The following is a 26,905-nucleotide window of genomic DNA, read 5'->3' on the forward strand; positions in this document are numbered from 1 at the left end:
GCCCGGGCCCGTGCATCATCGCAAGGTGGCCGGCGGATCGGGCTGGTTCCGCGGCTAGAACGTGACCGGCGCAGCCGCTGGCGCGAAACCTGTGCAGGGCTTCCGGACGGCCCCGCAGGCGGGAGGCTGTGCCCGGCCCGGAGGGTGCGCCTTTCCCTTTACCATTCCCCCTCGGCCAGGGCCAGGATGATCTGCCGGGCCAGGTCCTCGGCCACCAACGGCATCGTCTGTCGCTCGCTGCTTGTGAGATCGGGACCGATTCGCATCAAACGGCGGCCTTCGAAGGTGCGGTCCAGTCGGACCCTGCCCGACGTGCGGTCTCTGAGTTCGGCCCGGGCGTGGAGGATCACCTCGAAGTCCTGGGGGCGAACGACGTCGGTGGGATGGAAACTGACACTGTGCCTGTCCAGGGCGGTCACGGTCACGCGCAGGACCAGATCCGCCTCGTGCGGGTCGTTGACCAGACGGAAGGTGCCGTCCTTTTGGACCTGCCGGCGCAGGGCCGTGGTGACGAACTCGGTGAGTCGGGGTTCGAGGGTTTCGTTGATGGCGGGGGCCACGTGAAGGGTGCGGCCGGCCAGGTCCGCCGATGCGGGCGTGCCCAGGCGGTAGCCGGTGCAGCCGGCCATCAGGCAGAGCGCGCAAACCATCCCGCACCATGCCGCGTGGATTTTCATGGGCGGTTGCTGTTGGCGGTTTCCTGCGGTCGCACCCGCGGTTTGAGTTGCTCGATGCGGCGGCGTGCTTCCTCCGCGTAGGGCGAGGTGGGATCGAGCAGGAGGACCTCGTTGTAGTAAATGAGGGCGCCGGCCCACTGTCGATTGCGCTCGTAAAACCGGCCGATTTCGAAATTTCCCCGGGCCTGTTCGCGCTTGAGATCGGCGATGTGTTGGCGGGCCTCGGCTGCGCGCGGGTCGTTGGGATAAAGCGCCAGGAAATCGGTGAACACCGCGATGGCCTTTCCTGCCGCGCTCTGATCGTACTCGGCCGTGCGCGCTTGTTTGAGCCAGGCCATGCCCGCGCGGTAGAGGGACTCGGCGGCCACCTCCGGTTGGCCGAAGTACCGGTCGGCAGCCGTTTCATAGGCCTTGACCGCCAGGTCGTAATCCCGGGCCTTTTCGTAGGCGGTGCCGAGGCTCAACTGGGCCCGGGGCCCCACTGAACTGAACGGTCCGTTGCGCACGACCTTCTCCAACATTTCGGCCGTCTTGGTCATGGAGGGGAAAAACGGGATGTACCCCCAGAGCTTGAACCATTGACCGTTCAGGAAACGCAGGGCAATGGCGTACTGCCGCTGCAGGGCTTCTTCGACCTGTTCGGCCCGCGGGTACTTCTCGATGAATTTCTGGTACTCGCGGAACGCCTTTTCGTCCTGTTTCCGCTCCTCATAGCAGCGGGCCAGGAGGAACTGTGCCTCCGGTGCGTAATCGGAGAGCGGCCACTGACGGATGACGCGTCGGGCGGCTTTGAGAGCCACGCGGTAGTCGCCGCGTTCGAACGCCTCCCGGGCCGCGTCGAGCTGGTCCTTGGCACGAGCGCGGCGCCATTTCCCTTCTTCACCCACCGGCTCGTAGGTCCATCCCTCGCCGGGAGTGTAAATCAAGGGGGCCGGCACGGGGGTCGGCGTCAGCAGCCCCACCCACAGCAGGCAACCCACCCAGAACAGCGCGCGTTTCACGGGCCAAACCGTATCGGGGCCGTTGCGCGCAAGTCAAGGAACCGGCGCCGGGACGCCAGGCCGACCCGGCCCGCCCATGCGAGGGCGCGGCCCCGGGCCGGTGGCAGCCCGCCATGCATTTGGGAGTGGCGAACACGCAGGACTTGCGCTACAAATCCTGCGGCAAAATGAGCGGATCAACGGCGAACGAAAAAGTGCAGGCGCTGCAAAAAAGTGTCGTGATCACCAACAAGCTGGGTCTCCACGCCCGGCCGGCCGCTCTTTTTGTCAAAACGGCCAACCGGTTTGCCTCCGAGGTTCTGGTGGAAAAGGACGGCGAGACCATCAACGGCAAGAGCATCATGGGCTTGATGATGCTGGCGGCCGGACCGGGAAGCCGGTTGACGCTTCATGTGCGCGGCGTGGATGCCCCGCAGGCGCTGGCCGAACTCGAAGCCCTGGTCCGCAACAAGTTCAACGAGGAATGAGCACATCCCCGCCATTCCCCGACTCCGGCATGGACGTTCGTTACGTGGCGCGTCTGGCGCGTCTCGAGCTCACCGAGGAGGAGGCAACCCTCTTTCAGGCCCAGCTCGGCCAAATCCTCGCCTACGTGGACCAGTTGAAACAATTGGACGTGACCGGCATCGAGCCGACCGCCCACGCCGTTCCGCGGGTCAATGTCATGCGCCCGGACGAGCCCCGGCCCGGCCTTTCACAGCAAGAAGCCCTGGCCAACGCGCCGGCGCAGGCCAACGGCCTCTTCCTGGTGCCCAAGATCGTGGAGTGATCCGTTCCCCGCCCCGGCGGGTTGCCCCGGGCCTTCCGGCGGCCTGCACTTTCCCTCGATTCCGACCCGGGTGTGGGTTTCGGCACACCGGCGGGACAGGCCCGTCAATCAGCTTGGCAACGCCCCTGCCGGTCTGCTTTGCTGGCCGCGCTCGATGACGGTGCGCATCCTGATTGCCTGCCTGGCGCTCCTCCTGGCGGAAGGCGCCTCTGCTGCCGGGGAACCCGGCCCCGCCCCTGCTGCCGAGCAATGGGAACTGCGGTCCCTTACGGAAGCGGGCCGCTTCGAATACCGGCCCGGAGAGGGAGTGCTGCTGGGAACCAACGGCGTGTTCATCCGATACGGAGACGCCTCCCTGACCGCCGACGTGGTCTGGCTGAACCAACAGACCGGTGAGGCGGTGGCAGAAGGACGGGTCCGCATCCTTCATGCCGACCAGGTCTGGGTGGGCGAACGCATCCGTTACAATTTTCGCACGCGGCGAATGCAGGCTGAGCAGTTCCGCACCGGCCGGCCGCCCGTCTTCGCAGCCGCGCAGGGTCTGGATGCCGACACCACCACGGGCGTTTACACCGCCACCAACGCCTGGATCACCACCGACGACGTGGCGGCGCCCTTTGACCGCATTGTGGCCCGGCAGATCACCCTCGTCCCGGGCCGGTACGTGGAACTGCGACACGCCACGCTCTATCTCGGATCGGTCCCCGTTTTTTACTTCCCCTATTATCGCCGGTCCCTGGCCGAGGGCGACCCGCGCTGGGATGTCGTGCCCGGTTATCGCAGCCGGTTCGGGGGATACCTGTTGGGCACGTGGTGGTGGCGGCTTTCGCCCGGGCTGGACGGAGCCCTGCACTTCGATTATCGCACCCGGCGCGGTCCCGCCACGGGTCTCGATCTGCAGGGCCACGCCGGCCGTTGGGGCGATCCGCGCCTGGAGTATTACTACGCCCACGACACCGCCCCGGGCTCCGATCCGCGGGGCGGAGACATCGCTCCGGACCGGCACCGCCTGGCCCTTTCCTGGCTGACCCGCCCCGAAAGCAACACGGTGTTCCGCGCCCAGCTCCGCTACTTCTCCGACCCGTTGATGGAACACGATTTCTTCGAGAACCTTTACCGCCGCAATCCACAGCCCCGCACATTCCTGGAAAGTGCCCACACCGGTGACCGGTTCGCCCTCGCACTGCTGGCCGAACCGCGCGTGAACGAGTTCTTCCCAAGTGTCGAACGCTTGCCGGAAGTCCGACTCACCGCATGGCGGCAACCCATCGGCCGTACCCCGTTGTACTACGAGAGCGAAAGCACTGCCGGCTTCTACCGGCTGCGATATCCGGAAACCAACGGCTGGACGGAACCCCGTGTGGAGGCCTGGCGCGCGGACTCGTTCCATCAAATCGTCTGGCCGTGGCTGCTGTGGGACTGGCTCAACGTCACGCCCGAGATCGGTGGCCGGTTCACCGCCTACGGCCGGGCCGACGGCCCGGGCGCACGGACCGATGAAGAAATCCGGGCCCTGTTCCACACCGGTCTGGAGGTCTCATTCAAGGCCTCGCGCACCTGGCCGGACTGGCACTCCCGATGGCTCGACCTGGACGGCCTCCGCCACGTGGTCCAGCCCTCCCTGCGGTACCTTTATGTGCCCCGACCGGAACCGGAGCCGGCTGCGCTGCCACAGTTCGACGGCCTCCAACCCAGCCTTTGGATGCTGCCTCTGGAGTTCCCGGCCTTCAACGCCGTGGACGCCCTCGACGAAACCCACATCGTCCGCCTGGGCCTCCAGCAGCGTTGGTACACACGGAGAAACGGCGCGGTCAGCATCCTCGCCGACTGGTCTCTCCACACGGATCTTGCGCTTCAGCCGGACCCGGGCGAGGACACGTGGAGCGACCTTCTCTCGGACCTCGTCCTGCGTCCGAGGTCGTGGTTGGCGATCCGCTCCACGGTGCGGGCAGCGCCCGAGGCGGGACAGCTGCGGCTCGCCCTCCACGCGCTCACCTGGGAAGCAGGCGAGCGTTGGAACTGGAGCGTGGGTCATTACCACCTGCGGGACGATTTTCGCGCCAACCCGACGGCCTGGGGCCCCGGACATCACCTGCTGTTCCAAAGTCTGCTCTGGCGGTGGGACGACAACTGGGCCTTCCGCCTGACCCACCACTACGAAGTGGACGACGGTCAATTGCAGGAACAGTTTTACACGGTCTACCGCGACTTCCGCAGTTGGACCGGTGCCTTGACCTTCCGCGTTCGCAATCCGCGCCAGGGACCGGCGGACTATGCAGTGGCCTTCACTTTCTCCCTGAAGGCGGCACCGAAATATCGGGTGGGTGAGGACCACCTCCAACCCTACGGCCTTCTCGGGCGGTAACTTGCCCTGTCCGGGTTCCCGGCACCGAACCCCGCAGCGCTTCACCGTCCGGCTGTGGCAATCGAGCCATTGAATCCGAGGCGTCCATGCCGGCTCGAGCCCCGTGCAGCCCGTTTAGCCTGCGGAAACCGCTTTTTCGGCGGGCTCCCGGCGTTGCGGCCGGTAGAGAGGTCCGAATGCGGCCGGACAGTCATTCTTACCAACCGCCTGAACGGTGCGCGCCCGCATGCCGGACCGGGTCTCTCTATCTGCCGCGGTCCAGCCGCGCCCGGATCATTTCCGCCAGTTGTCGCGGGCGGTAGGGCTTCGGGAGAAAGTTGTCCCCTTCGATCAGGTTGAGGGCCCCATGGAACTGGGCTTCGAAATAGCCACTGGTGAAAAGGACCTTGAGTTCCGGCTTTTGTGCCGCGAACTGTGCCGCCAGGTCGGCCCCGGAACTCCCGCCCGGCAGCACCAGATCCGTCAGCAGCAGTTGGATTTCCGCCCGATGTTGTTCCCATACCTTGTGCGCCTCACGGGCATCGGATGCCGACCACACGCGATACCCGCAACGCTGCAGCAAGGTCTCGGTAAGCCGGCGCAGCGAAGGCTCGTCCTCCACCACGAGGACACCCTCGCCGCCCCGGGGCAGATCACGAACCTCCAGCTCCGTGGGCGGCGCGGGCTGGCTCTCCTCCGCCACAGGCAGGTGGATGCGGAACGTTGTCCCACCTCCGACCTGGCTCTCGACCTCGATCCAGCCGCGATGTTGCTGGACGATCCCGTACACCGCCGCCAACCCCAGGCCGGTGCCTTTCCCCACGTCCTTGGTCGTGAAGAACGGCTCGAACAGATGCGGGATGTGTTCGGGTGGAATCCCGACACCCGTGTCACGGATGGTCAGTCGAATGTACCGGCCGAGACCGGCCATCGGACGGTTCATTCTGTCCCGTTCGCTCAGTTCGCACACTTCGGCACTTACGAAAAGCTCTCCACCGTCCGGCATGGCATCGCGCGCGTTGGCCGCCAGGTTGATCAGCAACTGTTCCAGCAATGCGGGGTCGGCGCGGAGCACCGGCAGGTCCTTCCCCAGATGCAATCGCAGTCGAATCCTTTCGCCAAGCAGGGGTTCCAGCATCCGCGCGCCACGGAGCAACAGATCGCCCGGATCCACGGCGCGCATCTGCATGGGTTTCTTCCGGCTGTAGAGCAACAGGCGATGGGTCAGATCGGCGGCCCGTTGCGTGGCGTGAACGATCTGATCCACGCACGTGGCGTCCTCCGGTGAAAGGGCATCCCGGTCCATCAAGAGGGCGTTGCCCTGGATGATGGTGAGCAGATTGTTGAACTCGTGCGCGACACCGGCGGCCAGGCGGCCGATGGCCTCCAGTTTCTGCGATTCGCGCAACTGTTCTTCCAGCGCAAGTTGTTGGGTGATGTCCCGGCTGACCGCCACGTAGTAGGTGAGCCGGCCGGAGCCGTCCCGAACGGGCGAAATGGTCAACTCCGCCTCGTACAAACGGCCATCCTTCCGACGGTTGGTCACGCGGCCGGTCCAGGAACGGCCTTCCCGAATCGTCGCCCACATCTGGAGATAAAAGGCCTGCGGATGTTTCCCGCTTTTGAAGATACGCGGCGTCCGGCCGATCACCTCGTTCCGATCATATCCCGTCACCCGTTCGAGTGCCGGATTGGCATAGAGGATCACGCCCTGCAGGTCGGTGACAAACACCGCCTCGTCCACCGACTCCACCGCTGCCGCCAGCCGGGCATGTTCCTCCTCCATCCGGCGACGGTCGGTGATATCCAGGAGTATCCCCAACATCCCCCGGACCTGCCCATTCTCTGTCAGGGTCGGCACTGCTGTGTCCGAGATCCATCGGATCTCACCCGCCCGCGTGCGCAACCGGTAATCAGCGCGCCATTGTTCCAATCGGCCCGCGGTCAGCCGCTGGAACGCTTCCTGCAGGTTCAACCCGGCGCACGCCCCGAGGAAAACGATCTCCTCCGCCAGATTCCACAGCTCCCGGGGCGCCAATTCGTCCGGAGCGTACCCGGTCAACGACCGGATCCCCTCACCCACGAACAGATACCGATCTTCAACCAGGTCAATCTCGTACGGTACGGCCGCGGCGGCGCTGATGGCACGCCGATACAACTCGTGACTCCGCACCAGATCCATCTCGGCCCGTTTCTGCTCCGTGATGTCGTGGCCGATGGCCTGGTATTCCAGGAACCGCCCTTGGTCATCCCGGATGGCGCTGTTGGTCCAACGGATCCAACGCAGCTCGCCGTCTGCCGCCCTTACCCGGTGGTCCAGGGTCAGGGGCTCCATGTCGGGTCTCAAGCGTGCTCGAAGGACCGACTCCACCGGGGCACGATCCTCTTCAGGGATGAAGGACAGGAAACGGCTGCCCACCAGTTCATCCGGGTTCCTGCCGAAGAACCGGCAGTAGGCCGGGTTGACGTAGGTAAGTGTTCCATCTGCGGTGAACCGGCAGAACAGGTCGGGACTCTGTTCCACGGAACTGCGATACTGGGCTTCCCGGGCCGCCAGTGCGGCATGGGCCGCCGCCAGTTCCCGCGTTCGATCTTCCACCTGGCCTTGGAGCCGATCGCGCATTTCCCGAACCTGGAGATGCCGCTCCAGCAGGACCAGCCCCACGATCAGACCGCACAGCGCCAACACCTCCGCGTAAACCGTGCGCACATACCACACACCCACGATCCGGCCCAGGACGTCTTTCTCATGAACGACGGGGCGTTGAAACGAGACCGCCGGAATCAGCCCCAACCGGTGCAGGACAACGTCCATCCCGCCCAACGGCTGCCCCTGACAGGTCACAAAGGGGGTTCCGGTTTCATCCTCCACCCGCAAGTATTGGTAACCCTTGGAGGATGCCGCCAGCTGGAGATAGTCCCGACACATGGCGGGGTCCAGGTGCCACAGCGCGGGTGCCACCACGGCGGCATGGCGCTCCAGATCCGCCAGGGCCACGCGCCTTGCCTCGCCTTCGTACCACCAGATCCAGGCACCGTATCCGATCAGTGCCGCCACTGCCGTACTCCACAGTGTCGTCTTTCTGCTCGGGAACTTCATGGGTCTCGGAGTTGAGATTTTTCATCCTCCATCGGAGGTTTGCCGCTCCCGGGCGTCTTCGCGTCCCGGCCCCTGCCGAAGGATGCGCCTCATGGCGTCGTCGAACCGCCGGATCCAATTCTCCGGGACACCCCGTCCGAACATCACGTGCCGTTCCAGCCCCGTCGGGGAATCGGTCAGAATCACCACCCGGAGAGTTTTGCTCAAATGAGGATTCAGGCTCAGAAGGGTCTCGGCTTCCTCCCGGGCCATGAAGAGACAGTCGCCTCTGCCGGCAGCCAGAGCGTGCAACATCTGCACGGTGTCGCTTGAATACATCCGTTGCACAGGCCGGGCGCTGGCAAGCCCGTTTTCGATCCATTCCCCGTAACTGTATCCGACGCGTCGCAGCACGGTCAGGCCGGTCGTTGCCAACAGATCCGCAAGGGCGGATGCCGTGCCCACGCGCGATTCTTCCCGGCGGACCACGGCCACCCATGGGCCATCCCGGTAAACGGGCACGGAAAAGCGGCCCCATGCTTCCCGCTCGGGAAGTCGGAACCAGCCCACGGCGGCGTGGGCTTCCCAGGTTCGGGTTTGCAACCAGTACAACTGCCTCTGGGGAGGTGTGAGCTGCCACCGGTGATTCAGCCCGGATTCCTCCAATGCGCGCCGAACCGGCTCGAGACACAGCCCCGTCAATCCGGTTGAAGTGGTGATGTAGTAGGGTGGCCTTTCGTGATAGTGCACCCAAAGGATCCCCGGGTCGCGACGGACTGGACGGGGTCCGTCTTTCAGCGTGTGCGGGGATGCAAACCAGAGTGGCCGGCTCCACAGCAGGGCAGCCAGGCCTACCAGTGCGAGCCAACCGGGATGAGCAATGGCCCGTCGCCACGTCATGTTGAGCGCGCTGCCCGGTGGGATGCGAGTCGGTCTCGAACGACCAACCGGACCGGCCCGCCCTGCCCGTTGCGTCCCGCGCCGGGGTCCGTCGCCACCTTCGAGACTGCCAAACATGCGACAATCTGTCACGTCCCGGTTTCAGACCGTTTCTTCCGGGTGCCGTCCGGCTGGAGGGGTGTCCCACCAAGAGGCGCCGGTGGCGCAGGCCTGTCATTAACTGCGGATGGTTCCTCCGGCGGATCTCCAGCTGGTTGGTTTTCACCCATCCACGGGGCTGTAACAGACCCGGCCCAGGCGGGGTTGTCGCGTCCCCTGGGTTATCCTCCGGGTTCTTCCTTGACCCCGGAGCGCATGCGTGGTAAGCGTGCGGCCGACGCCGTGCAGCTCCGCCCCTTCAGCGCGAAGGCATGGATGAATGGCAACGGGTCCCACAGGGGCCGCGCTGTTTCCGAAACCGGCTTCTTCTTCTGCCAACGCGCAAATCCCGCAGTCCAGGTCACGCCGGCGGCGCATCCTTACGGCGGTCCCGATCCGGTGTGCCCTCCCGGACGCAGAAACGGCCGGGGACGGGCCTGTGCGGAGAGTCTCGAAACCTCGGGCGGGCTAATGGGGGGCACTGCGATTCGGTGCCTGGGTCCTCAGGGTTGGAGGGTGACCGGGTCCAACCCGATGTCTGCGGATACAGGTTCCCGGGCTGCGGTGCGTTTCTGTTTTCCCGGAATCTCCCGGACGTGCCGGCCGGTTTTTCGTCCGGAGGTCCGCGGAGGTCCGAAAACTGGCACGGTCCCCGTACACGACCCACACTGAGGCCATGGCAAGCGATATGAATGCCGAGTTTTGGAAACGGAAACTGGCGGCCTACCTGCACGATCCGCCGAGCAAGTGCCTTGACATCCGGACTCACGGTGAACGGTCGGATGCGGCCTTTCGCCAGGCAGGGTTCACCGACACCGAGATCGGCGACTATTTCAAACACGCCGACCACACGGGCGCCGCCGCCGACCGGTTCCCGTTTCCGAGTTCGCAGCCAGCTGGCTTGAGCTGCGCATTCGACGGCGTCCGGAACGCCTTCCGCCACCCGCTCAGCGGCGAGCCGGTCCCGTTTCATGCCGAGTTTCGCTCGGTGGAGGAGGGCTTTGAAGGCGAAAACTCGGTCCAGCCGGCGTTGAGCTTCATCCCTGAGGATTGGCCAGACGACAAAATGTGGCGGGCCCGGTTCTTTGCTCACTGGCGATGCTGGCCGAGATTTGCCATCGAGAAGGATTACCGATTCGCATTTCTGCCGGCGGATACCCGTCTGCCGGACCACACAATCTGGACGCACATGCAGGTGGTCTCGGCGCTGGCGGGCTGTGTGGACGAGGACAACGTCTGGCGCCCGGCCTTCCTGAAGTTCCAGCTCGGTCCGGTGCAGGAATTCATCGCCCAGGCCCGCAGCACAAGGGACCTCTGGAGCGGCAGTTACCTGCTTTCCTGGCTCATGGCCGCCGGGCTGAAAAAGTTCTCCGAGCTGGCCGGCCCGGACGCGGTCATTTACCCCTCGCTGCGCGGCCAGCCGTTGTTCGACCTGCATTGGAGGAAGGATCTGTGGAGCAAGATCCGCATCGGCGACCGGCCGGTGTGGGAATCCATTGAGCCGCTCGACAAGGAGCGCGACCTGCTCACACCCAACCTGCCCAACGTTTTCCTCGCGCTTGTTTCGGCCCAACGCGGCGACACTATCGCCCGGGAGGTCGAGAAGGCCATTCGCGACGAGTTCAACCGCATCGCGCAATCCGTCTGGAACGCCTGCGAGCAAGCCGGCCTGACAAACAATCCCGAGGACCACGCCTTTGCCGGGGTGGATCGGAAGGCTCGGTTCGATCGTCAGATCGAACGCTTCCTCTCCACCGCCTGGCAGGTCACCCCGTGGCCGGAAACACCCGAGCAGGCCATCGAGTTGGCGAAGCAGCTTCCCCTCGCCCCCGACGAGGACGGCAAAAACGGCAAGACCTTGCTTCAGCGGGTTGAAACCGTGATCGAGGCCGCCCAAGAAAAGATGCCGCAAGACCACCGCGACCGCCGGTATTACACCGACGACCAGAAGACCCGGCTCAACAACATCGGCGTGGCCTGGGCGCTGTTGACCGCGCTCAACTCCTGGCAGCTCGATGCCGTCCGCCAAACCCGCCATTTCAACGCCTGGAGCGACGGCGGCTGGCGCGTCGGCGCCGCCTCCAGTAAGGACAGCCTCACCGGCAAGGAAGAAGCCGTCGCCGGCGGGCGCGTCTGGCTGGCGCGATGCAAACAACTGGCCGGAGTCACAGAGGGGGCGGCCTCGGAGCCAAACCACAGCCTGCTTGCCAGGCGGTTCAAACACGACGATTGGCTGGGCGCGATCACTCTGATCAAACGGTTGTGGGACCTGACCTATCTGGAGCCGAACTTCGGCCTGCACCCGCTGCGCATGCCCAACACCCACGGCCTGGCCCGCCACGACCCCTTCAGCAACGCCGACGACGAACCCGATGTCGAAGGTCAGGCCGGTGACCGTTACTTCGCTGTGCTGGCCTTCGACGGCGACCAGATCGGCAAATGGGTGGCCGGCGACAAGTGCCCGCCGTTCTCCAAGCAACTGGCCGGCTACACCGACAGCAGCGGCAACCCGGCCGGCGCGCTCGAATATTTCCAGCGCGAATCCGATCCGGACGGCCAGGGAACGCTGCGAAACCGGTATAAAGAGCTCCTGAATACCCGTCGCCCCGTGTCGCCTTCTTATCACCTGCAATTCAGCGAGGCTTTGACGAACTTCGCCCTCCTTTGCGCCCGGCCCATCGTCGAGATCTATGATGGCCGGCTGATCTACTCCGGTGGCGATGACGTGGTGGCGCTGCTGCCCGCCGACACGGCGCTCGAATGCGCCCGCGCCTTGCAACTCGCGTTTACGGGTGATGCCCGCCTGCCCGAGATGCTCCGCCAGGCCGCCAGCCGCCTCTTGAAGGCCGACGAGGAGGCTCGCCGCAAACCTTGGTGTTATCAGAGGCTGGCCGCGAGAACCGGCCTGTTCCGGCACATCGCTCCCGGTTGCTTGGCGCGGGAGGATATCCGTGATCAGAACGACCTGCCGATTCCTTTCATCGTGCCCGGTCCCGCTGCCGGCGCCTCCGTCGGCCTCGCCATCGCCCATTTCAGCCATCCCTTGCAGGATGCCGTCCGCGAAGCCCAAGCCGCCGAGAAACGGGCCAAGAAAGATCTCGGTCGCTCCGCCGTGGCCGTCACGCTGCTGAAGCGATCCGGCGAAACCATCCACTGGGGCTGCCGATGGGACAGCGGCGGCCTCGACGCCTGCCAGCGGATGATCGAGGCGCTGCATCAGGACGTGCTGAGCGCGAAGTTCCCGCATCGCGTTATCGAACTCATTGATGGCTACCAGGCCGAAACCACGGACAAGCCGGGAGCCGTCCGGCCCGTCGCGAACTTTGCCGAGGTGGCTGATGCCATCCTTTCCCGCGAAGTTGCCGTGGCTGCCGACCGCCAGCGCGGGAAACGGTATCTCCGCGAGGCGGTCGGAAAGATTCAGGAGGCCCTTGACAACTACTTGCAGGGCCTTTCCTCAGCTGAAGCCAAGGTGCAAGCCCTCATGGGCCTCTGCCAGACCGCGACCTTCATCGCGCGCAACCTCTTCGACCGAAAGGACGCTCACACCGGGTCGCAATCCCGCGCGTCCCGTCTCGAATCCGAAATCCCGCAACCCGCCGACAGGCAACCCACGCCATGAACACACGCAGCACGTTGCACCAAGTCCTCCTCCAACCGACCGACGTCCTCTTCTTCCGCGACGGCCGGCCCATGGCCGGTTCGCTCGCCGGACATACGGCCGCCTGGCCGTTGCCGGACGTCACCAACCACGCTCTCCACGCGGCTTTGCATCGCGCCGGCTTCAGTGGCGTTCATGCCCATCGCAGTGGGCGTAGCGGCAGGTACGGCAATCAACGAGATCGCAAGTTCGGCTGCCTGACCACCGCCGGGCCGTTTCCCGTGGCGGTCGCCGACGAGCAAGGCCGGTCCCTGCCTGCGCCCCTCTGGTTCTTTCCCCGCCCCAGGGACACGATCCGGGCGGGCACCGTGGCGGTCGCCCTTCACCCCGTATCAGGCAACTGGCGCGACACCAGCTCACTGCCCGCACCCTTGGTTTACGCGGTCGCCAATACCCAGCCGCCCGCCAAGGAAACGGTCGCCGAACCGTGGATTTCCACAGCCGCTTACCAGCGTTACCTTGCCGGTGGTCCGTGCGCGCCGTCCGATCGGTCGCATTACCTCCCGGACTCCGCCCTCGCCGACACCGAGCAAACCATCGGCATCGCCATCGATCCGGAAACCCAGACCACGGGCCAAGGCGAAGCCGCAGGCAGGATCTACTCGGCCCATTACCTGCGCCTGCGCGAGGGCTATCGCCTCGGGCTTTTCGCCGAGGCCATGGACAAGGTGAACGGCGACCCTGCCAACAAACGGGATCTCATCCGCCTGTTGCTCAACGACCATCCGCAATCCATCGTGGTCGGGGGCCAGCAACGCCTCTGCACTGCCATGCGCCGCGACGCACCGCAACCGCTGCCCCTGCCGTGCGGGCTTCATCATCCGGATGCTTTCGTGCGGCTTTCCAACGGGAAGTTCGCCGTGAAGTGGGTCCTCCTCACGCCGGCCATCTGGCCCGAGATGTCCGGCGAAGGGAAACAGCCGCATCCGGGCGGTTGGTTGCCCAACTGGATTGATTCGCAAACCGGCGCGGTTCTTCTCAAGGCGGGTGATACGACCCGTCGCGAGGGCGAAGGTCGGGAGGCATGGCGCAAGCGAGTCCGCGAGATGCGTTCCGTCAGCGCGCGCCTCGTGGCGGCCATCGTGCCCAAGCCCATTCCCGTTACCGGCTGGGCGTTGCCGAACGACTCCGACCGCCCGGAAGGCGGCGCCAAATCCACCCATCTGGCCGTCCCTGCCGGTGCTGTCTACTATTTCGAGGCCGACACCGCCGAGGCTGCAGTTCAACTGGCTGCCGCACTCAACTGGCACGGCAACACCTCCGGCCGCGCGATCGTCAACCGCCGCAGCACGCTCCTGGGCGAAAAGGGCTACGGCTTGGGCGTCTGCGGCACCTGGCAGTTTTACCCCGGACCGGCCGCATCCGACCGGGCCGGCTGATCTGACCGATCTGACTGATCTGAGAAACCGAACAGACCCAAAACCCATGAACACGAAACGCATCCTCTACATATTCACTCGAACGCCCTTGCACGTCGGCGCCGGCTCCAGCGTGGGCGCCATTGACCAACCGATCATCCGCGAACGCCACACCGGCTTTCCGGTGATTCCCGCCTCGTCCCTCAAAGGCACCTTCTCGGACGAGTGGAATGAACGCAACGGCGACGGTAAACTCAACCGGGGTCCAGAAGGCAACTGGCTTTTCGGTTTGGGCGCCGGCACCGAGGGTGCCGCCGGGGCCCTCCAATTCACTGAGGCCCGTCTCCTGGCCTTCCCCATCCGCAGCGCCAGGGGCAGCTTCGCTTGGATCACCAGCCCCCTCGTTCTGCGACGCGCCTACCGAGACGGCGCCATTGACGTAAATCTGTCCGAGCTGTCCGGTCCATCGGACGAGCAAGCGTTGTTTGCAACCAATGGCCCCCTCGCCATCGATGGCAAAGTTGTCCTCGAAGAATACACCTTCGCCCACGCCGGTGACCTCCCCCGCGGTTTGGCCAACGCGCTCGCCAACCTTCTCGACGACCCCGTCTGGAAAGAGGTGGACAACCGGCTCGTCATCCTGAGCGACGGCATGATGAGCTACTTTGCCCGCAACGCCTGCGAAGTCGCCCAGCACGTCCGGATTGACGACGAAACCGGCACCGCCGCCAGCGGTGCCCTCTTCAACCAGGAAAACGTCCCCAGCGAAACCCTGTTCTACGCTGTTCTCCACGCTTTCCAAGGCCGCGGAGCCCAGTTCAGAGACAAAACGGCCGAAGAGGCACTTGAAGCCTTCAAGCAAAAGGTGGATCAACGGAAGAACGTCTTCCAATTCGGCGGCGATGCCTCCACCGGCCTTGGCTATTGCACCGTCAAACTCGCCTGACCAGAAAGGAGCCAAAGCCATGAAGAATCTTGAACAAATCCGTGCCCTCCACGCACACCGGTTCTGGAATCCAACCGACGAGACAGGCCGCCGTCGATTGGAGGAGGTCCGCGGTGAACAAGGCGGCGATGTCGTCCGCGGCCTCTCTTCGCTGATCATCTCCAACGGCCTTCTCGCAACCCTCGCCTTCGCCAAGGAAAAGGGTAAGGGCTACAAGACCTTCATGGAGGAGATTGGCCGCTACCTTTCCAGCCAGGGCGACGACGGGCGCCGGCTCTTTAACCAGACGGTGCACACATTGGACGATTTCATCGGCATCCTCACCGCCAATGACTCCCTAGTTCTGCAACAGGCTGCCGACGAATCGTTGGCCTACCTCGGTTACCTGAAACGCTTCCGAAGGGATTGAGCCATGCCTGCACTTTTGCCAAAAGACACCCGGGAGTTGCTTTCCCGCCATTCGCAGCTGCCGGATGGCCGTTCTGTGCTGTTCGATCGCTTCGCCGCTCCGGATGCCAGAGAAGAGGATCGTTGCCAATGGTTCAAGCGGGTTGCTGACAAAACCGCAAACTCCGCCAAAGCGAAGGCCTGGCCGGAGATCATTTCCCGCTTGGATTCCACGCCGTTGTTCGCCCAGCTCCGATCCCGCCTCATGGTGAACATGGCTGGCGGCGTGATGGAAAACGCCGGACTGTGCCTCGACCGGTTTGGGATGCCGTACATTCCCGGCAGCGCTGTCAAAGGCTGCGCCCGGCGGATGGCCACCCAGCAACTCCTGGAAACCGAAGGGGCCCAAGCCAAGGCCGATCTGCTTTTCAGATTAGCCCTGATCTTCGGCTGGGGTGACACCGACTGGAAGGCTGGCCGGAAGCGCAAGCGGCACAACGGCCGCCAGATCGAAACGGAGCCTTATTCGGATTTCTGGTGGGCGATGGCTCAAGATTCCGGGGACCGGTCTGCCGATGCTGCGCGCCACCAACTATGGCAGGAAGTGGCCGTCTCAGTGGCCACTCGACTTCTCGACCGGCTGAACGTCCGGGTGCGCAAACACCCGAATGAGCCGTGGAATGACCTCCCCAACTTTGCCGGCACCGTGAGCTTCCTCCCCGCCTACCCGGTGGACCTCGACCAGACCGGCAAGGTGCAGGGGCTCCCCCTCGAAGTCCCACGGCTCGGCACGCTCGAGCTGGACGTCGTCACCTGCCATCACCCGGAATACTACCGCGGTGATCGCCAAGTGGCGTCGGACACCGAGGACCCCAACCCGGTCGTCTTCCCCGCAGTCGCTCCCGGCCACGTCTTCGCCTTCGCCCTTGCCCCACTGCGCGGAGCAGACAACGACCTCCTCACACAAGCCCGCACCTGGCTCGCCCAAGGCTTGGAAACCTTCGGTCTCGGCGCCAAGACCAACGCGGGTTACGGGTGGTTTGATTGTTCAGACGAAATCCAGACCGCCGTCAACGACCAACTCAAAAAGAAAGCTGCGGCCGAGGAAAAGCGGCGTCGCGAGGAGGAGGAACGGCAGAAGGCGAAGGCGGCCGAAGAAGAACGGCTACGCAAGAAGCGCGAACTCGAAGCGAAACTCAAAGACCTGACGCCCGAGCAGCAGGAAGACTACAAACTGGACCAAATGAGTGAAGACCAGCTCAAGAATCACTTGTTGAACTATTCAAAACTCTCCGAACTCCAGCAAGCGGCTGTTTACCGTTTACTCAAAGATCGCCGACCGGACCTGTGGCGGAACCTCCGGCAACTCTCCGAGACCGGAAAACAGAAAGAGAGAAAGCGATGGGGCCCCCTGGTTCAGGACATGTTCAAGCGTGCCAAGCAGAACAACGAGAAGATGCCCAAATGAAAACCCAAACCTTTCAACTCGAACTTATCACGCCCTGCTTCTGCGGCGGGGCCGAACCCGAAAAGCAGGCCGAGATCCGCGCTCCGTCCATCCGAGGCCAGCTCCGCTGGTGGTTTCGTACCTTGGGCGGCTTCAAATCGCTGTCTAACCAAGGCATGTCCGTCCGTGACCAGGAAGCGCTCATTTTTGGCAGCACGGCTGGTGACGTTGGGCAGGCTGGCAAGCTGCTTGTTCGCGTCACTTCGCCGCAGCCCGAGAGCGTGCCCGCGAACGCAGATGACATGGACGCGGGTATGAACACACCTTTGGGATACGCCCTCTTTCCGCTGCGGCCTTTCCAGGACAATGACGCGCGGCGGGGCAAGTTCGCCGAACACACCGAATTCAGCATCCAGATACTGTGGCGTGGGAGTCCGCAACTCTGGGAGTCCATCCTGGCACTGGTCGCCGTGTGGGCTCACCTTGGTTGCCTAGGGTTCCGGGGTCGTCGAGCGTTTGGTGCGTTGCAACTGAAGGAGCCACATCTTGCCTTGGAGCAAGCCCTACTCCACTTTGCCCAGCCCTCAGGAGTCACAATCAAAGAACTCCCCGCGCCAAACTTGCGGAACTGGCGTGGCACGGCTGCCGCACTGCTCGGCTGGTATCGGGGGTGGCGACAGCATGGGCAAATGAACCGCCGTTGGGATAAACCCAGTAGAACGTGGATCCCAATTCCGCCGGCACAAAAACAGGAAAACCGATCCCAGCGTGGGTTCAAGTATGCTCGTCGTGATCACAATGAAGGTCTGGATGTCCAAGGAACCGGGGCTCCGAACCCCGATCCTGAGAACCCGGCAGGCCAACGGGGCGAGAGTTTCCGTCCCGCCTTGGGTCTGCCGATCATACAGTATTTTTCCAGTTTAGGTGGCGCGAATGGACCTATTCGACGCAGCCAAGCAACGGTCAACTGGGACTGGGATTGGGATGAAGAGAAGAACAAAGGCAAGGGCCGCTTCGCGTCGCCGGTCTTGCTACGTCCCCACAAGGACGCTCATGGCAACTGGCGCGCGCTGGTCATCTTCGTGGATGCGCACAAGTGGCCCGACGATGAAACCGTCCATCTGTCTTGCGGCGAACGGCATGAAACGCGCAGCGTCAAGTTGGACCTCTACAACGAAATGAAAACCGACCCAACCTTGCACCCTTTCCCTTGAAATCTGAACCACCCAACAACCGATCCGAGCGATCCGCTGGATCCGCTGGATCCGACCGCCGCCGCAAACGATTACGGCCCACCGGGGTTATTACTCGCTGGCCAGCTTGCAGCTGGACACGCTTATCCACGGCGCCACGTACTGGTTCTGCGGGACGTTCCTCGATCGCCGCTCGCGGCTGGTGGATCAGATGGTCATGGCCGCTCGTAGCGGACGACGAAGCTTCGCCGAGGGCCACTGCTCCGAACAATTCGCCGGCGAAAGGCTCGCGCGGCGGCAAACCCAAACCCGGAGAGATTCGGTCGATCGGCCGGATCCGTCCGATCAGCACCGCCTCCGCCCGCAAACCACCGAGGGCGGTGCCGGCAAGAAGCCTCCAGCCAGCGGGGTGCCCGCGCCTGCCCGGGGCCATGAAACCTTGACGGCACAGACGGACATGTCCAACTTGGACACGTGAAAAGCGCCAATATTGCCACCGCCAAGAACCAGCTCAGCCGCCTGCTCAAGCGCGTCCAGCGCGGCGAAACCATCCTCATCACCGACCGCACCCGACCAGTCGCCCTGTTGTGTCCGGTATCCGCGGCGGATGACATGGTCGCGCGGCTCATCGCCGAGGGGGCCGTTCTCCCGCCCCGGCAATCTTCCCTGGACGTGGACGCATTCCTGGGCATGCCCCGACCGCGCTTGTCCGCCAAACAATCCCTCGCCCAAGCCGTCCTGGAGGAAAGGGAGGAGGGACGATGATCTTCTGGGACAGCTCGGCGTTGGTGCGGCTCCTGGTCACGGAACCCGGTTCGGCGGAGTGTGGCCGTCTTTTGCGCGAAGACCCCGTGGTGGTCGTGTGGTGGGGCACGCCGGTGGAGTGCGAATCCGCCCTCCAGCGACGCCTCCGGGAGGGAAGCCTCACGGCCGGCGGCGTCTCCCAGGCACGCCGGGCCCTCGACCAGCTTGCGACCGCCTGGCTGGAAGTCCCTCCCGGCGAAGAACTGCGCCGGCTGGCGCGGCGCCTCTTGCGCACTCATCCCTTGCGGGCCGCGGACGCCCTCCAATTGGCCGCCGCGCTCTCGTTGGCCGGTCGAGGCATCGAAAAACTGCGCTTCGCATCCGCCGACCAACGTCTTGCTCAAGCTGCTGAAATCGAAGGTCTGGAGGTCGTCTGAAATGCCTTGTCCCCGGCACGCGAAAAACACCGTCGCATGAGCCGCCCCCTTCACCTTTTCATCTCCCTCGGCACTTCGCCGGCCATCGTGCCGGAGGCGGTCCTCCTACCCGGTGCGGAGTTCGCCGCCGTGCACGTGCTCACGACCGAACGGCCGGATGTCTCGCTGGTGCGCACGTTCTTTCAGCAGCATGCGCCCGCGGTGAAGCTCACGATCACGCGCGTGGCGGATTTCGTGGACTTCACCTCCGAGGAGGATCACTTCCGCTTCGAGGAGGTGATGTATCGCTGGTTTCTGGACAGTCGAACGAAGCCGGACCAACGCTTCGTCTGCGTCTCGGGCGGGTTCAAGACCATGTCGGCCGCCATGCAAAGAGCGGCTGCCGTGCTCGGCGCGACGGAGGTTTTCCACGTGCTGGCGGACGATTGTTACTCTGGCGCCGATGGCAGACCGCGCCAGCCCGCAACCATCGAGGAGATCCTGCAGGCCAAGAGTGACGGCCATCTCCACTGGATCCGGCTCGGTCCCGAATCCGGCTGGCCGCAACTCCACTCTGCCGACGCCACCCAATACCCGCTGCGCATCACCAGGCAGGAAGGATGTGTCCGCTGGGCCACCGCTCCCGACCAACGCTTTCGCGAACATCTGCGCGAGATCGTCCAGCGCTCCCAGCGCATCATCGGTGCCTGGGACCGATTGCCCGAACTGCCCTTCGCCGAACTGGCCACCTGGAGCGAGCGGGAGTTGAGCTGGCTGCACGAACCGCTCGATCCGGACGCCAACCAAGACCAGCGCTGGGTTGCCGCGCTGCCAAAGGTCGAACTCCACTGCCACCTCGGCGGCTTTGCGACGCATGGCGACCTCCTTCGGCAAGTGCGTGCCGCAGCGGAGCATCCCGGGAAACTGCCCCCCTTGAACGAACCTCCGCTCCCCGAAGACTGGCCTCTGCCCGCTCGACCGGTCGCGCTCAGCGACTACATGAAGCTCGGCGACGCCACCGGCAGCGCCCTGCTCAAAGACACCGGTTGCCTGAAGAAGCAGTGCGAACTGCTCTACCGACACTTCCTCGAACAGAATGTCCTTTACGCCGAGGTCCGGTGTTCGCCGGCCAACTACGCCACTGCGGAACGTTCGCCCTGGCATGTGCTCTCCGACATCCGGAGAGCCTTTCAGCACTGCATGGATGAGTCGCGCCCCGCTCCGGACCAGCCGCCTCGCTGCCACGTCAACCTCATCCTCATCGCCACCCGCCGCCAACACGGCGACTATCGCGCCGCCATCTCGCGGCATCTGGCCCTGGCCGTCACGGCTGCGGAACATTGGACGGATGAAGACGAGTGCCGCGTGGTGGGTGTGGACCTGGCCGGTTACGAGGACGTCCACACACGGGCCCATTACTTCCGCGAAGAGTTCACCGCGGTGCACCGATGCGGGCTGGCGGTGACGGTGCATGCCGGTGAGAACGACGATGCGGAGGGGATCTGGCGGGCGGTCTTCGACCTGAACGCCCGCCGGTTGGGCCATGCACTGAGTCTGGCGGAATCGAGGGAACTGTTGCGTTCGGTGGCGGACCGGGGCATCGGCCTCGAGCTCTGCCCCTACGCCAACTACCAGATCAAAGGCTTCCCGCTGGAGCCGGGCGATCCGTCCGATCCGTCCAATCCCTCGGATCATTACCCGCTCCTGGACTACCTCCGCGCCGGGGCGCGTGTCACCGTGAACACCGACAACATCGGGATTTCCGCTGCCTCGTTGACAGACAACCTGCTGTTGGCGGCGCGACTTTGTCCCGGGTTGACCCGATTGGACATCCTGCAACTGCAGCGCAATGCCATCGAATCTGCATTCCTCTCGGCCACCGACAGGTTGCGGCTGGCAGGGCGGTGTGCCGGTCTGCTTCAGCCCCTGTGATGCGGCGGGGGCGGGAGCCCTCAGGCGGGATCGGAACGGCGTCCGAAAGCACGGTGATCTTTCGCGCGATTTCGGCTAGTGTGGGTGCATGCACTTGCATGGTTGGCTTGACGTTACGCAGTTTTGCCAGAGACCGGTGCCTTGTCGGCAGGTGGAAGCGATGCGCGGAGTCGTTGGGCTGGGCGGTTCTCACCGGATATGAAGCGAAGCGCACGTGAGCGTCTGGTCCGCGCAACGGCCGCGGCAATCAGGCATCTGAACATCGTGGGGCAGGGAACCGGTGGATGCTGGCGCAGTATCCGGATGCGTCGGTGGATCTGCCGGGTTCGCCGGAGGTGGACCTGTTCCGTTGGGATGGGCCGGGCCTGGAGCTGGGGTTGGGCGGGGCCATCGGAGAGCGGTCCCTGTTCTGCGAAGCTTTCGGCTGCCCTCCACACGGGATGGATGAAACCCGGGCCGGACCGTCCATCGGTTGGCGGGAGCGGCTGATCGCGCTGCGGAGTGGGAATGCGGGTCATGCCACCGGTGGATGCCTGGAGGTGCACGACCGGGCAGTGTTCGGTCTGGTAGCAGGGCGGGAGCAGAACCTTGGTTCTGTTGGCGGATTGCCCGGGCATGGCCTGGTCCGGGTCGAGGAACCGCGGTTCCAGCTCGACCGGCTGCCCGTGGCCCCCGTTGCAGCGTGAACTGGTGGGTCCGGAGGCTTTCCCGGCTGCGGGGGGTATTGTGGGTGGGGCCGTGGCGGGGATGTCGTGGCCTGAGCTGTTTGCCGGCAGGTGCGCCGGAGGGAGTGTGGGAGAATGATGGTTAACTGGGACGGAGAGCAGGTTCTTTGCGTGCGGACAGCGGAGCTTCCGGAGGAATGGCTTCCGGAAGAAGGTGTGGTGCCGCTGTCGGAGCGTGAGTTTTTGAGTGTGCTGGCGCCGATCCGCCCTTGGTGGCGGCGCCGTTCGGAGGCGGAACACGATCCTTCGGGCAAGCAATGGATTCCGTACGTACTGGTGCGGAATGGACGTGGGGAACTGGCCGTGTATCGCCGGCGCGGGGCCGAGCCGAGGCTGCACGGGATGTGGTCGGTGGGGATTGGCGGGCACGTGAATCCTGCGGATGCGCCGGGCGACGGTTGGGTCGGAGGCGGGTTGGAGTATTGGCGGTCGGTGTTGTGGGCGGGGCTGCGCCGGGAGTTGGCGGAGGAATTTCCCGGTGCGGCCGCATCCGGCCATACGCGTTTTCTGGGTTTGATTCACGAAAGTTGCTCGCTTCTGGGTCAGGTGCACCTGGGCGCGGTGTTTTTGCATTCGGTGTCGGAGGTGTCACCCGGGGCGGGGGCAGAACTGGCTGAACTTCAGTGGCTGGCACCTGCGGCGGCGGGGGGACCGGACTGGCCGCTCGGACGGTTCGAATTATGGTCGCGGCTGGCGCTGGAGCTGTTGGGGAAAGTGACGCGGGAAGAAGCATGAAGGACCTTCGGAGCAGAGGGTTTTTGCCGGCGTGGGAGGACGGTCTGGGGTTCAGAGGTTGCGCGCCCGGAGGAAGAGGGGTGGACCTTCGTGCGGGACGGGGAGGCGGAAGGTGGCAGCTGCCGGATCGTTGGTTTTCCGGGTTACCGGGGTCCAGGGTCCGCTCCAGAGGTTGGTCGTAGATTGGATTTCCACGCCCTGGTCGGAGAGGTAACCACCGACGGCGATCTCGAGGGAGTCACCGTTGAGGGTCCAGGACCGGAGCAGCGGCCGGCGGCGGCTGATGGCTTCCAGCAGTGAGCGGGCTGTGGCGAGGTCGCCCTGGACGATCAGGCTGAATACGAGGTCGAGTTCGGTTTGGGTTTGTGGGCGGTCGGCATCCCTGCGTCGGAGCTGGAGCAGTTGCAGGGGGAGTGCCAGGTCGGCGGCCCTGCAAGGGAAGGCGGGGTCGAGAAACGTGCGGCGGGCTTCCTGGATCAGTTGAAGGTCACGATAGCCGAACTCCACGGTGGGCTCGATCATGGTTCCTTCACCGAAGTCGTTCCAGGTGGCGATTTGGACCAGGAGGGAACCGTTGGTCATGGCCCGATGAAGGGTCAGACGGAAGGTGTTCCCATCGGCGTCGTCCAGATAGCCGTAAGAGGGGCCCACACCGGCCTGGGCGTAGATGTCGTGGAAGCGGGGAAAGGCGGTGCTGACAAAGGCGTTCCAGGCTGAGGCCTTTTGTTCGAAGCCATCGAGGTAGTGGAGCAGGGCGGAGGGGTGCAGGACGCCGCCGTTGGTGGCGGAGGCCCACATGGGGGGCCAGTTGAAGCCGCCCGTGGCGCCGGTGACCCGCCGGTCGAGGGTGAAGAACACGGGTTGATTGGAGGGTTGCAGCGCGGCAAAGATGGCGGGCCACTGATCGCCTGTGAAGAAGACGGGGCCGAAGTTGAGGAGTACGGGCCGGTTCTGCCAGCGGAGATAGCCGGTTTGACTGAGAAACTGGCGTTCGGCTTCCAGGAGTGCGGAACGGGCACGGTGGACGGCTTCGGTGGAAGCAATGTAGCCACCTTCGATCATGCGGCCGATGGTCCGATCTTCGTAGCAGAGGCAGAACCAGAGGCCGGCCCGGCGGGTCCACTCGAACAGTCGAAGGGTACGTTCGTGGATGCGCGCGTAATCGAGGTAATCATCCGGGCCGTACCAGTCGGCGATGACGCCGTCCAGCCCGGCCAGTTTCATGAGTAACACATGGTACTCCAGAATGGCCGGGTCGGCCGAGTCATAGGGCTCGGTCAAGGGGTGGTAATGGGAGGCGATTTGACGCCGTCCCTGTTCGTCCCGGGTTTCCGGGTCGAAGTGGTTCATGGTCCAGTGCCATCCCCAGCGGCTGCTGACGGGTGGCGCGGTATACCAAGGCATGTAATGGGCCAGCAGGAGTTTTTCGGCGGCCGGGGACTGCGGGGTCAGCCAGACCAGGCAGAGCGCCGCGGTCCAGGCCGGCAGGCGGAGAAGGGAAGCCGGGCGACCGCGGTACGGGTGGTTCGGTGGGGCTCCTGCGCGGGGAGGGCCTGGCCGGGTTGGGGCGGCCGGCGACACGGGACTGGGCAACGGGCCGCCGGATTTCACGGTTGTTGTGCGATCCGGAACCAGAGCATGTCGAATCCGGGCAGGCTGATGCTGTAGGTGACCTCGCTGCCTTCGGCGTAGATGTCGCTGACCAGCGGGGCGAAGGGCGTTCCCAGATCGGTGGTGTACTCGACCGTGTAAAGTTTGCCGGCTTTGCTGTCCCACGTGAGCGTGATTTGGCCGGTGGCCGGGTCATAGGCCCAGGCCTTGATCCTCAGGCCGGGGGCACCGATGAGTCGAAAGTCTTCCCAGGTGACCGTGTAGGCGCCGCGGCAGCCGAAGAACCCGGGGTCGAGCTGAAGGTGAAAGAAGTCCAGGTGCGCGAGGTCCAAGCCGGGAACGGATCCCTCGCCGGAGACGAAAGTGGGCTGGTTCACGTCCATGGTGAGAACGTGGCGTCCGCGGGTTTGACCGTACCAGGCGTAGTTGTAGAAGGTGCCGTCGGCGTCCACGAGGGAGACGATGGGGCCGAGGTGGCCGTCTGCTTCCGGCGGACCGTCGAGGGTGACGATCACCTGCACGGTGGTTTCGCCGCTGGCGTCCACGTTGATGTCCTTGTAACCGCTGCCGTAGCAGACATCGGTGATGGAGTAGTTGGTTTCGGTTGCCACGATGGTGGCGTCGGCCCAGGCGAACAAGCCGTCCAGGGCGAAGAAGTCATCGAACGTGGCGATGACCGTTTCCGCCCGGGCCGGGCGCGCGGCGGCCAGATCGAGGGCCGCGGCCAGTAGGGAGACGAGAAAGAAACGGTTTCTCATGGCGAGTGCCGAGGTTACCGGGGGTGGACAAACCCGGGTGAGGCCGGTCTCAGGCGCGGCGCCGGCATGCCCATGCCATGGCACCGAGGGCGAGAAGGGCCCCCATGGTGGGTTCGGGAACCAGCCGCAGGTCTTCGAAGGAGACCGTGTAGGTACCGCTGTAACCGCCCGGATCCAGTTGCAGATGCAGGTGGGTGAGCGTGGCCAGGTCGAGTCCCGGCGTGCCGCCGGGCTCGGTCCAGGTGGGTTCGTCCACGCGTTTGGTCAGGACATGGGTGCCGAGGGACTGGCCGTACCAGGCGTAGTTGTAAGCCGTGCCGTCGGCATCTTTCAGTGTGACGATGGGCCCGAGGAATCCGTCGCCCCCTCCGCTGAGGGTGACGGTGAGCTGGAGGAAATCGTATCCGGTACCGTCAATGGTGCCGAGGTACTTCCAGTTGCTGCCGTAGCCGGACGCGGTGATGGTGTAGGCGGTGGGGCCGGAATCGATGGTGGCGGTGCTCCACGACGCGTAGAGGGCGTCGGAGGTGAAGTTTTCGAAGGTGCTGATGATCACGTCGGCCCGGCTGGTGCACGCCAAGGCCAGGGTCCATGCCAGGAGCGAGGTGCGCGTTTTCATGGTTGAGAACAATGGTGCCAAAAGGTTTTCCCTTTGTCCCCATGGTAGCCGGGCGGGGCGCTCCGGCCAGTCGCATGAAATGGGGACATGCATGGCGGGCCGGGTGAGGGGACTGGCAAGGGTGGGGAGCGACCCGGGTTCCGGGCGGCGCGCCCTGCGGCGGATCGGGTCGTGAGGCGGGCATCTGGAGGGCCTGCGTTCCGATCCTGCATGCGTGGCGGGCCCGTTTTTCGCGGCGGATTTGCACTTTGCGGTTGCCTCCGGTGGGCGCGGACGATTAGCTGGGGTTCGTCGAAACTGGCAACTGCAACCAATCGAACCAGAGGACGAACCATGGCACAGCAAGTCTTCCACGCTAGCATCGAGGGCGCCCAACACGGGGCCAAGTCTCTTCGGGAATTCCTGGAATACGCCAAGCGATCCGGTGCTGCCGGGGCGCAGCCCTCCAACTACATGCTCGAGGGGGGCAAGCTGTTCAAGAGCGCCAAGGAAATCCGCGACACGTTCGAGGAGGTGGGGATCCTGCTGGACGGGATTTCCTGTCACTGTCCCTTCTGGGTGCACACGACCGCATGGACGGGCAGCCCCACGATTCGGCCGTTCCTTCCGGCCGACGTGGCCAGGAAATCTCCCCAGGAAATCGAGAAATGGACGGAGACCTACCTCCTGAAGTTGTTCGACCTGGCGGCTGAACTGAACGTGAAGGTCCTGCCCATGTTCTGGGGGGTGGCCTTCGGTTGGGAGGTGGCCACGGGTTATCCCTGGGGCTTCTGGAAGGGCAAGGATTACGATCTGATCGAGGAAGGGAAGGAACGTTTCGTCAAGAAGACCGCCAAACTGCGCAAGGCGGCCAATGAACGCGGTTTGTATTTGTGTCATGAGATTCACCCGGGCACGGCTGCCATGTGCGCCGACGATTTCCTGACGCTGGTGGAGATCTGCGACGGTGACAAGTGCCTGGCGGTGAATGCGGATCCGTCCCATTGCTGGGAGGGTGAGAGCTGGGAGACGCGGTTCCTGAAGGTGGGTCCGCGGGTGTATGCGGCGCACATCAAGAATCATGTGATCCGGCCGGGCTTCCCGCTGCGGGCCATGCAACCGGATTGGCCGAAGCGTGCGATGCAGTTTGTGGACCTGCCCTCGGGTGAGATCAACATGCAGCGGTACGCGGAGTTGCTGCTGCACATCGGGTATCCGGCCCGGTACTGCCAGTTGACCGGACGCAGCACGGCACCGCTGGTGGTGGAAGCCGAAAGTGCGCACAAGGATCTGGACTGGACCAGCACCAACGGCATCCAGTACGTGCGCGATCATTTCACGTGGCCCATGGCCGCGGCATCGTTCGAGGAAGGCATGGGGGCCTGAACGCCCGGAGCGGTCGAACGCGGGCTGTGACGGGGCGCCGGCAGGCGCCCCGTTTTTTTCAGGACCGAGGGCCGCGCGTGCTGGAACGTTGCCGACCGGG

Annotated in this window: 23 protein-coding genes; 16 read left to right on the plus strand and 7 right to left on the minus strand. The window is 64.5% G+C overall.

What is annotated here, in order from left to right; all coding sequences use genetic code 11:
- Positions 1-158 precede the first annotated feature (158 nt).
- A complete protein-coding gene (lptE, locus tag ACPDIX_RS11775) occupies positions 159-677 on the minus strand; it encodes an LPS assembly lipoprotein LptE (RefSeq protein ID WP_423431992.1) in 519 nt (172 codons plus the stop codon).
- Complete coding sequence (bamD, locus tag ACPDIX_RS11780) at positions 674-1,678, minus strand: outer membrane protein assembly factor BamD (protein ID WP_423431993.1); 1,005 nt, start codon at positions 1,676-1,678, stop codon at positions 674-676. Before bamD ends, lptE begins: the two co-directional genes overlap by 4 nt.
- Before the next feature lie 167 nt (positions 1,679-1,845).
- Here bamD and ACPDIX_RS11785 point away from each other — a divergent pair, with 167 nt between their 5' ends.
- From ACPDIX_RS11785 to ACPDIX_RS11795, 3 genes are all read left to right on the plus strand, one after another.
- Positions 1,846-2,145: an HPr family phosphocarrier protein gene (locus ACPDIX_RS11785; protein WP_423431994.1), complete on the plus strand. Its 300-nt coding sequence runs from the start codon at positions 1,846-1,848 to the stop codon at positions 2,143-2,145.
- Entirely contained in the window at positions 2,142-2,447 is a 306-nt protein-coding gene (gene gatC, locus ACPDIX_RS11790) for an Asp-tRNA(Asn)/Glu-tRNA(Gln) amidotransferase subunit GatC (protein ID WP_423431995.1), read from the plus strand. Before ACPDIX_RS11785 ends, gatC begins: the two co-directional genes overlap by 4 nt.
- A gap of 154 nt (positions 2,448-2,601) precedes the next feature.
- Entirely contained in the window at positions 2,602-4,812 is a 2,211-nt protein-coding gene (locus ACPDIX_RS11795) for an LPS-assembly protein LptD (RefSeq protein WP_423431996.1), read from the plus strand.
- Positions 4,813-5,056: 244 nt separating this feature from the next.
- Here the strand turns inward: ACPDIX_RS11795 and ACPDIX_RS11800 are convergent, their stop codons facing one another.
- Positions 5,057-7,891: a PAS domain S-box protein gene (locus ACPDIX_RS11800; RefSeq protein ID WP_423431997.1), complete on the minus strand. Its 2,835-nt coding sequence runs from the start codon at positions 7,889-7,891 to the stop codon at positions 5,057-5,059.
- Positions 7,892-7,912: 21 nt separating this feature from the next.
- Positions 7,913-8,770, minus strand: coding sequence for a substrate-binding periplasmic protein (locus ACPDIX_RS11805; RefSeq protein ID WP_423431998.1), 858 nt, complete (start codon positions 8,768-8,770; stop codon positions 7,913-7,915).
- A gap of 1,327 nt (positions 8,771-10,097) precedes the next feature.
- On the opposite strand from ACPDIX_RS11805, the gene cas10 reads away from it, so the two are divergent.
- From cas10 to ACPDIX_RS11865, 12 genes are all read left to right on the plus strand, one after another.
- The gene (gene cas10 / locus ACPDIX_RS11810; protein ID WP_423431999.1) at positions 10,098-12,530 is read left to right on the plus strand and encodes a type III-B CRISPR-associated protein Cas10/Cmr2; all 2,433 of its coding nucleotides are present in this window, start codon (positions 10,098-10,100) and stop codon (positions 12,528-12,530) included.
- On the plus strand, positions 12,527-13,948 hold the full coding sequence (locus ACPDIX_RS11815) for a type III-B CRISPR module-associated Cmr3 family protein (protein WP_423432000.1): 1,422 nt from the start codon (positions 12,527-12,529) through the stop codon (positions 13,946-13,948). Before cas10 ends, ACPDIX_RS11815 begins: the two co-directional genes overlap by 4 nt.
- Before the next feature lie 46 nt (positions 13,949-13,994).
- Positions 13,995-14,873, plus strand: a complete 879-nt coding sequence (gene cmr4, locus ACPDIX_RS11820) for a type III-B CRISPR module RAMP protein Cmr4 (protein ID WP_423432001.1) — start codon at positions 13,995-13,997, stop codon at positions 14,871-14,873.
- A 19-nt stretch (positions 14,874-14,892) separates the two neighbouring features.
- A complete protein-coding gene (locus ACPDIX_RS11825; RefSeq protein ID WP_423432002.1) occupies positions 14,893-15,282 on the plus strand; it encodes a type III-B CRISPR module-associated protein Cmr5 in 390 nt (129 codons plus the stop codon).
- 3 nt (positions 15,283-15,285) lie between these two features.
- Positions 15,286-16,728, plus strand: coding sequence for a type III-B CRISPR module RAMP protein Cmr6 (gene cmr6, locus ACPDIX_RS11830; RefSeq protein ID WP_423432003.1), 1,443 nt, complete (start codon positions 15,286-15,288; stop codon positions 16,726-16,728).
- The gene (gene cmr1, locus ACPDIX_RS11835) at positions 16,725-17,921 is read left to right on the plus strand and encodes a type III-B CRISPR module RAMP protein Cmr1 (protein ID WP_423432004.1); all 1,197 of its coding nucleotides are present in this window, start codon (positions 16,725-16,727) and stop codon (positions 17,919-17,921) included. The genes cmr6 and cmr1 overlap by 4 nt, the downstream gene beginning before the upstream one ends.
- A gap of 106 nt (positions 17,922-18,027) precedes the next feature.
- Positions 18,028-18,378 carry a hypothetical protein gene (locus tag ACPDIX_RS11840; RefSeq protein ID WP_423432005.1) on the plus strand — a complete coding sequence of 117 codons (351 nt, stop codon included), beginning with the start codon at positions 18,028-18,030 and terminating at the stop codon, positions 18,376-18,378.
- Positions 18,375-18,665: a type II toxin-antitoxin system Phd/YefM family antitoxin gene (locus tag ACPDIX_RS11845; protein WP_423432006.1), complete on the plus strand. Its 291-nt coding sequence runs from the start codon at positions 18,375-18,377 to the stop codon at positions 18,663-18,665. Before ACPDIX_RS11840 ends, ACPDIX_RS11845 begins: the two co-directional genes overlap by 4 nt.
- Positions 18,662-19,081 carry a type II toxin-antitoxin system VapC family toxin gene (locus tag ACPDIX_RS11850; RefSeq protein WP_423432007.1) on the plus strand — a complete coding sequence of 140 codons (420 nt, stop codon included), beginning with the start codon at positions 18,662-18,664 and terminating at the stop codon, positions 19,079-19,081. Before ACPDIX_RS11845 ends, ACPDIX_RS11850 begins: the two co-directional genes overlap by 4 nt.
- A 36-nt stretch (positions 19,082-19,117) precedes the next feature.
- Positions 19,118-20,992 carry a CRISPR-associated ring nuclease gene (locus ACPDIX_RS11855; protein ID WP_423432008.1) on the plus strand — a complete coding sequence of 625 codons (1,875 nt, stop codon included), beginning with the start codon at positions 19,118-19,120 and terminating at the stop codon, positions 20,990-20,992.
- Positions 20,993-21,276: 284 nt separating this feature from the next.
- The gene (locus tag ACPDIX_RS11860) at positions 21,277-21,678 is read left to right on the plus strand and encodes a hypothetical protein (RefSeq protein ID WP_423432009.1); all 402 of its coding nucleotides are present in this window, start codon (positions 21,277-21,279) and stop codon (positions 21,676-21,678) included.
- Between the two features lie 117 nt (positions 21,679-21,795).
- The gene (locus ACPDIX_RS11865; protein ID WP_423432010.1) at positions 21,796-22,452 is read left to right on the plus strand and encodes a hypothetical protein; all 657 of its coding nucleotides are present in this window, start codon (positions 21,796-21,798) and stop codon (positions 22,450-22,452) included.
- A gap of 51 nt (positions 22,453-22,503) precedes the next feature.
- On the opposite strand, the gene ACPDIX_RS11870 is transcribed toward ACPDIX_RS11865, so the two are convergent.
- The 3 genes from ACPDIX_RS11870 to ACPDIX_RS11880 form a co-directional block, all read right to left on the minus strand.
- Complete coding sequence (locus ACPDIX_RS11870; RefSeq protein ID WP_423432011.1) at positions 22,504-23,856, minus strand: glycoside hydrolase family 71/99-like protein; 1,353 nt, start codon at positions 23,854-23,856, stop codon at positions 22,504-22,506.
- Positions 23,857-24,059: 203 nt separating this feature from the next.
- Positions 24,060-24,821 (minus strand): hypothetical protein, encoded by a 762-nt coding sequence (locus ACPDIX_RS11875; RefSeq protein WP_423432012.1) that lies wholly within the window; start codon positions 24,819-24,821, stop codon positions 24,060-24,062.
- A gap of 49 nt (positions 24,822-24,870) precedes the next feature.
- Positions 24,871-25,440: a PEP-CTERM sorting domain-containing protein gene (locus ACPDIX_RS11880; protein WP_423432013.1), complete on the minus strand. Its 570-nt coding sequence runs from the start codon at positions 25,438-25,440 to the stop codon at positions 24,871-24,873.
- Between the two features lie 333 nt (positions 25,441-25,773).
- Between ACPDIX_RS11880 and ACPDIX_RS11885 the strand changes: the two genes are divergently transcribed.
- Entirely contained in the window at positions 25,774-26,805 is a 1,032-nt protein-coding gene (locus ACPDIX_RS11885) for a sugar phosphate isomerase/epimerase family protein (protein ID WP_423432014.1), read from the plus strand.
- Positions 26,806-26,905 lie beyond the last annotated feature (100 nt).

Source organism: Limisphaera sp. 4302-co, assembly GCF_049537155.1.
In the GTDB taxonomy this organism is placed as follows: domain Bacteria; phylum Verrucomicrobiota; class Verrucomicrobiia; order Limisphaerales; family Limisphaeraceae; genus Limisphaera.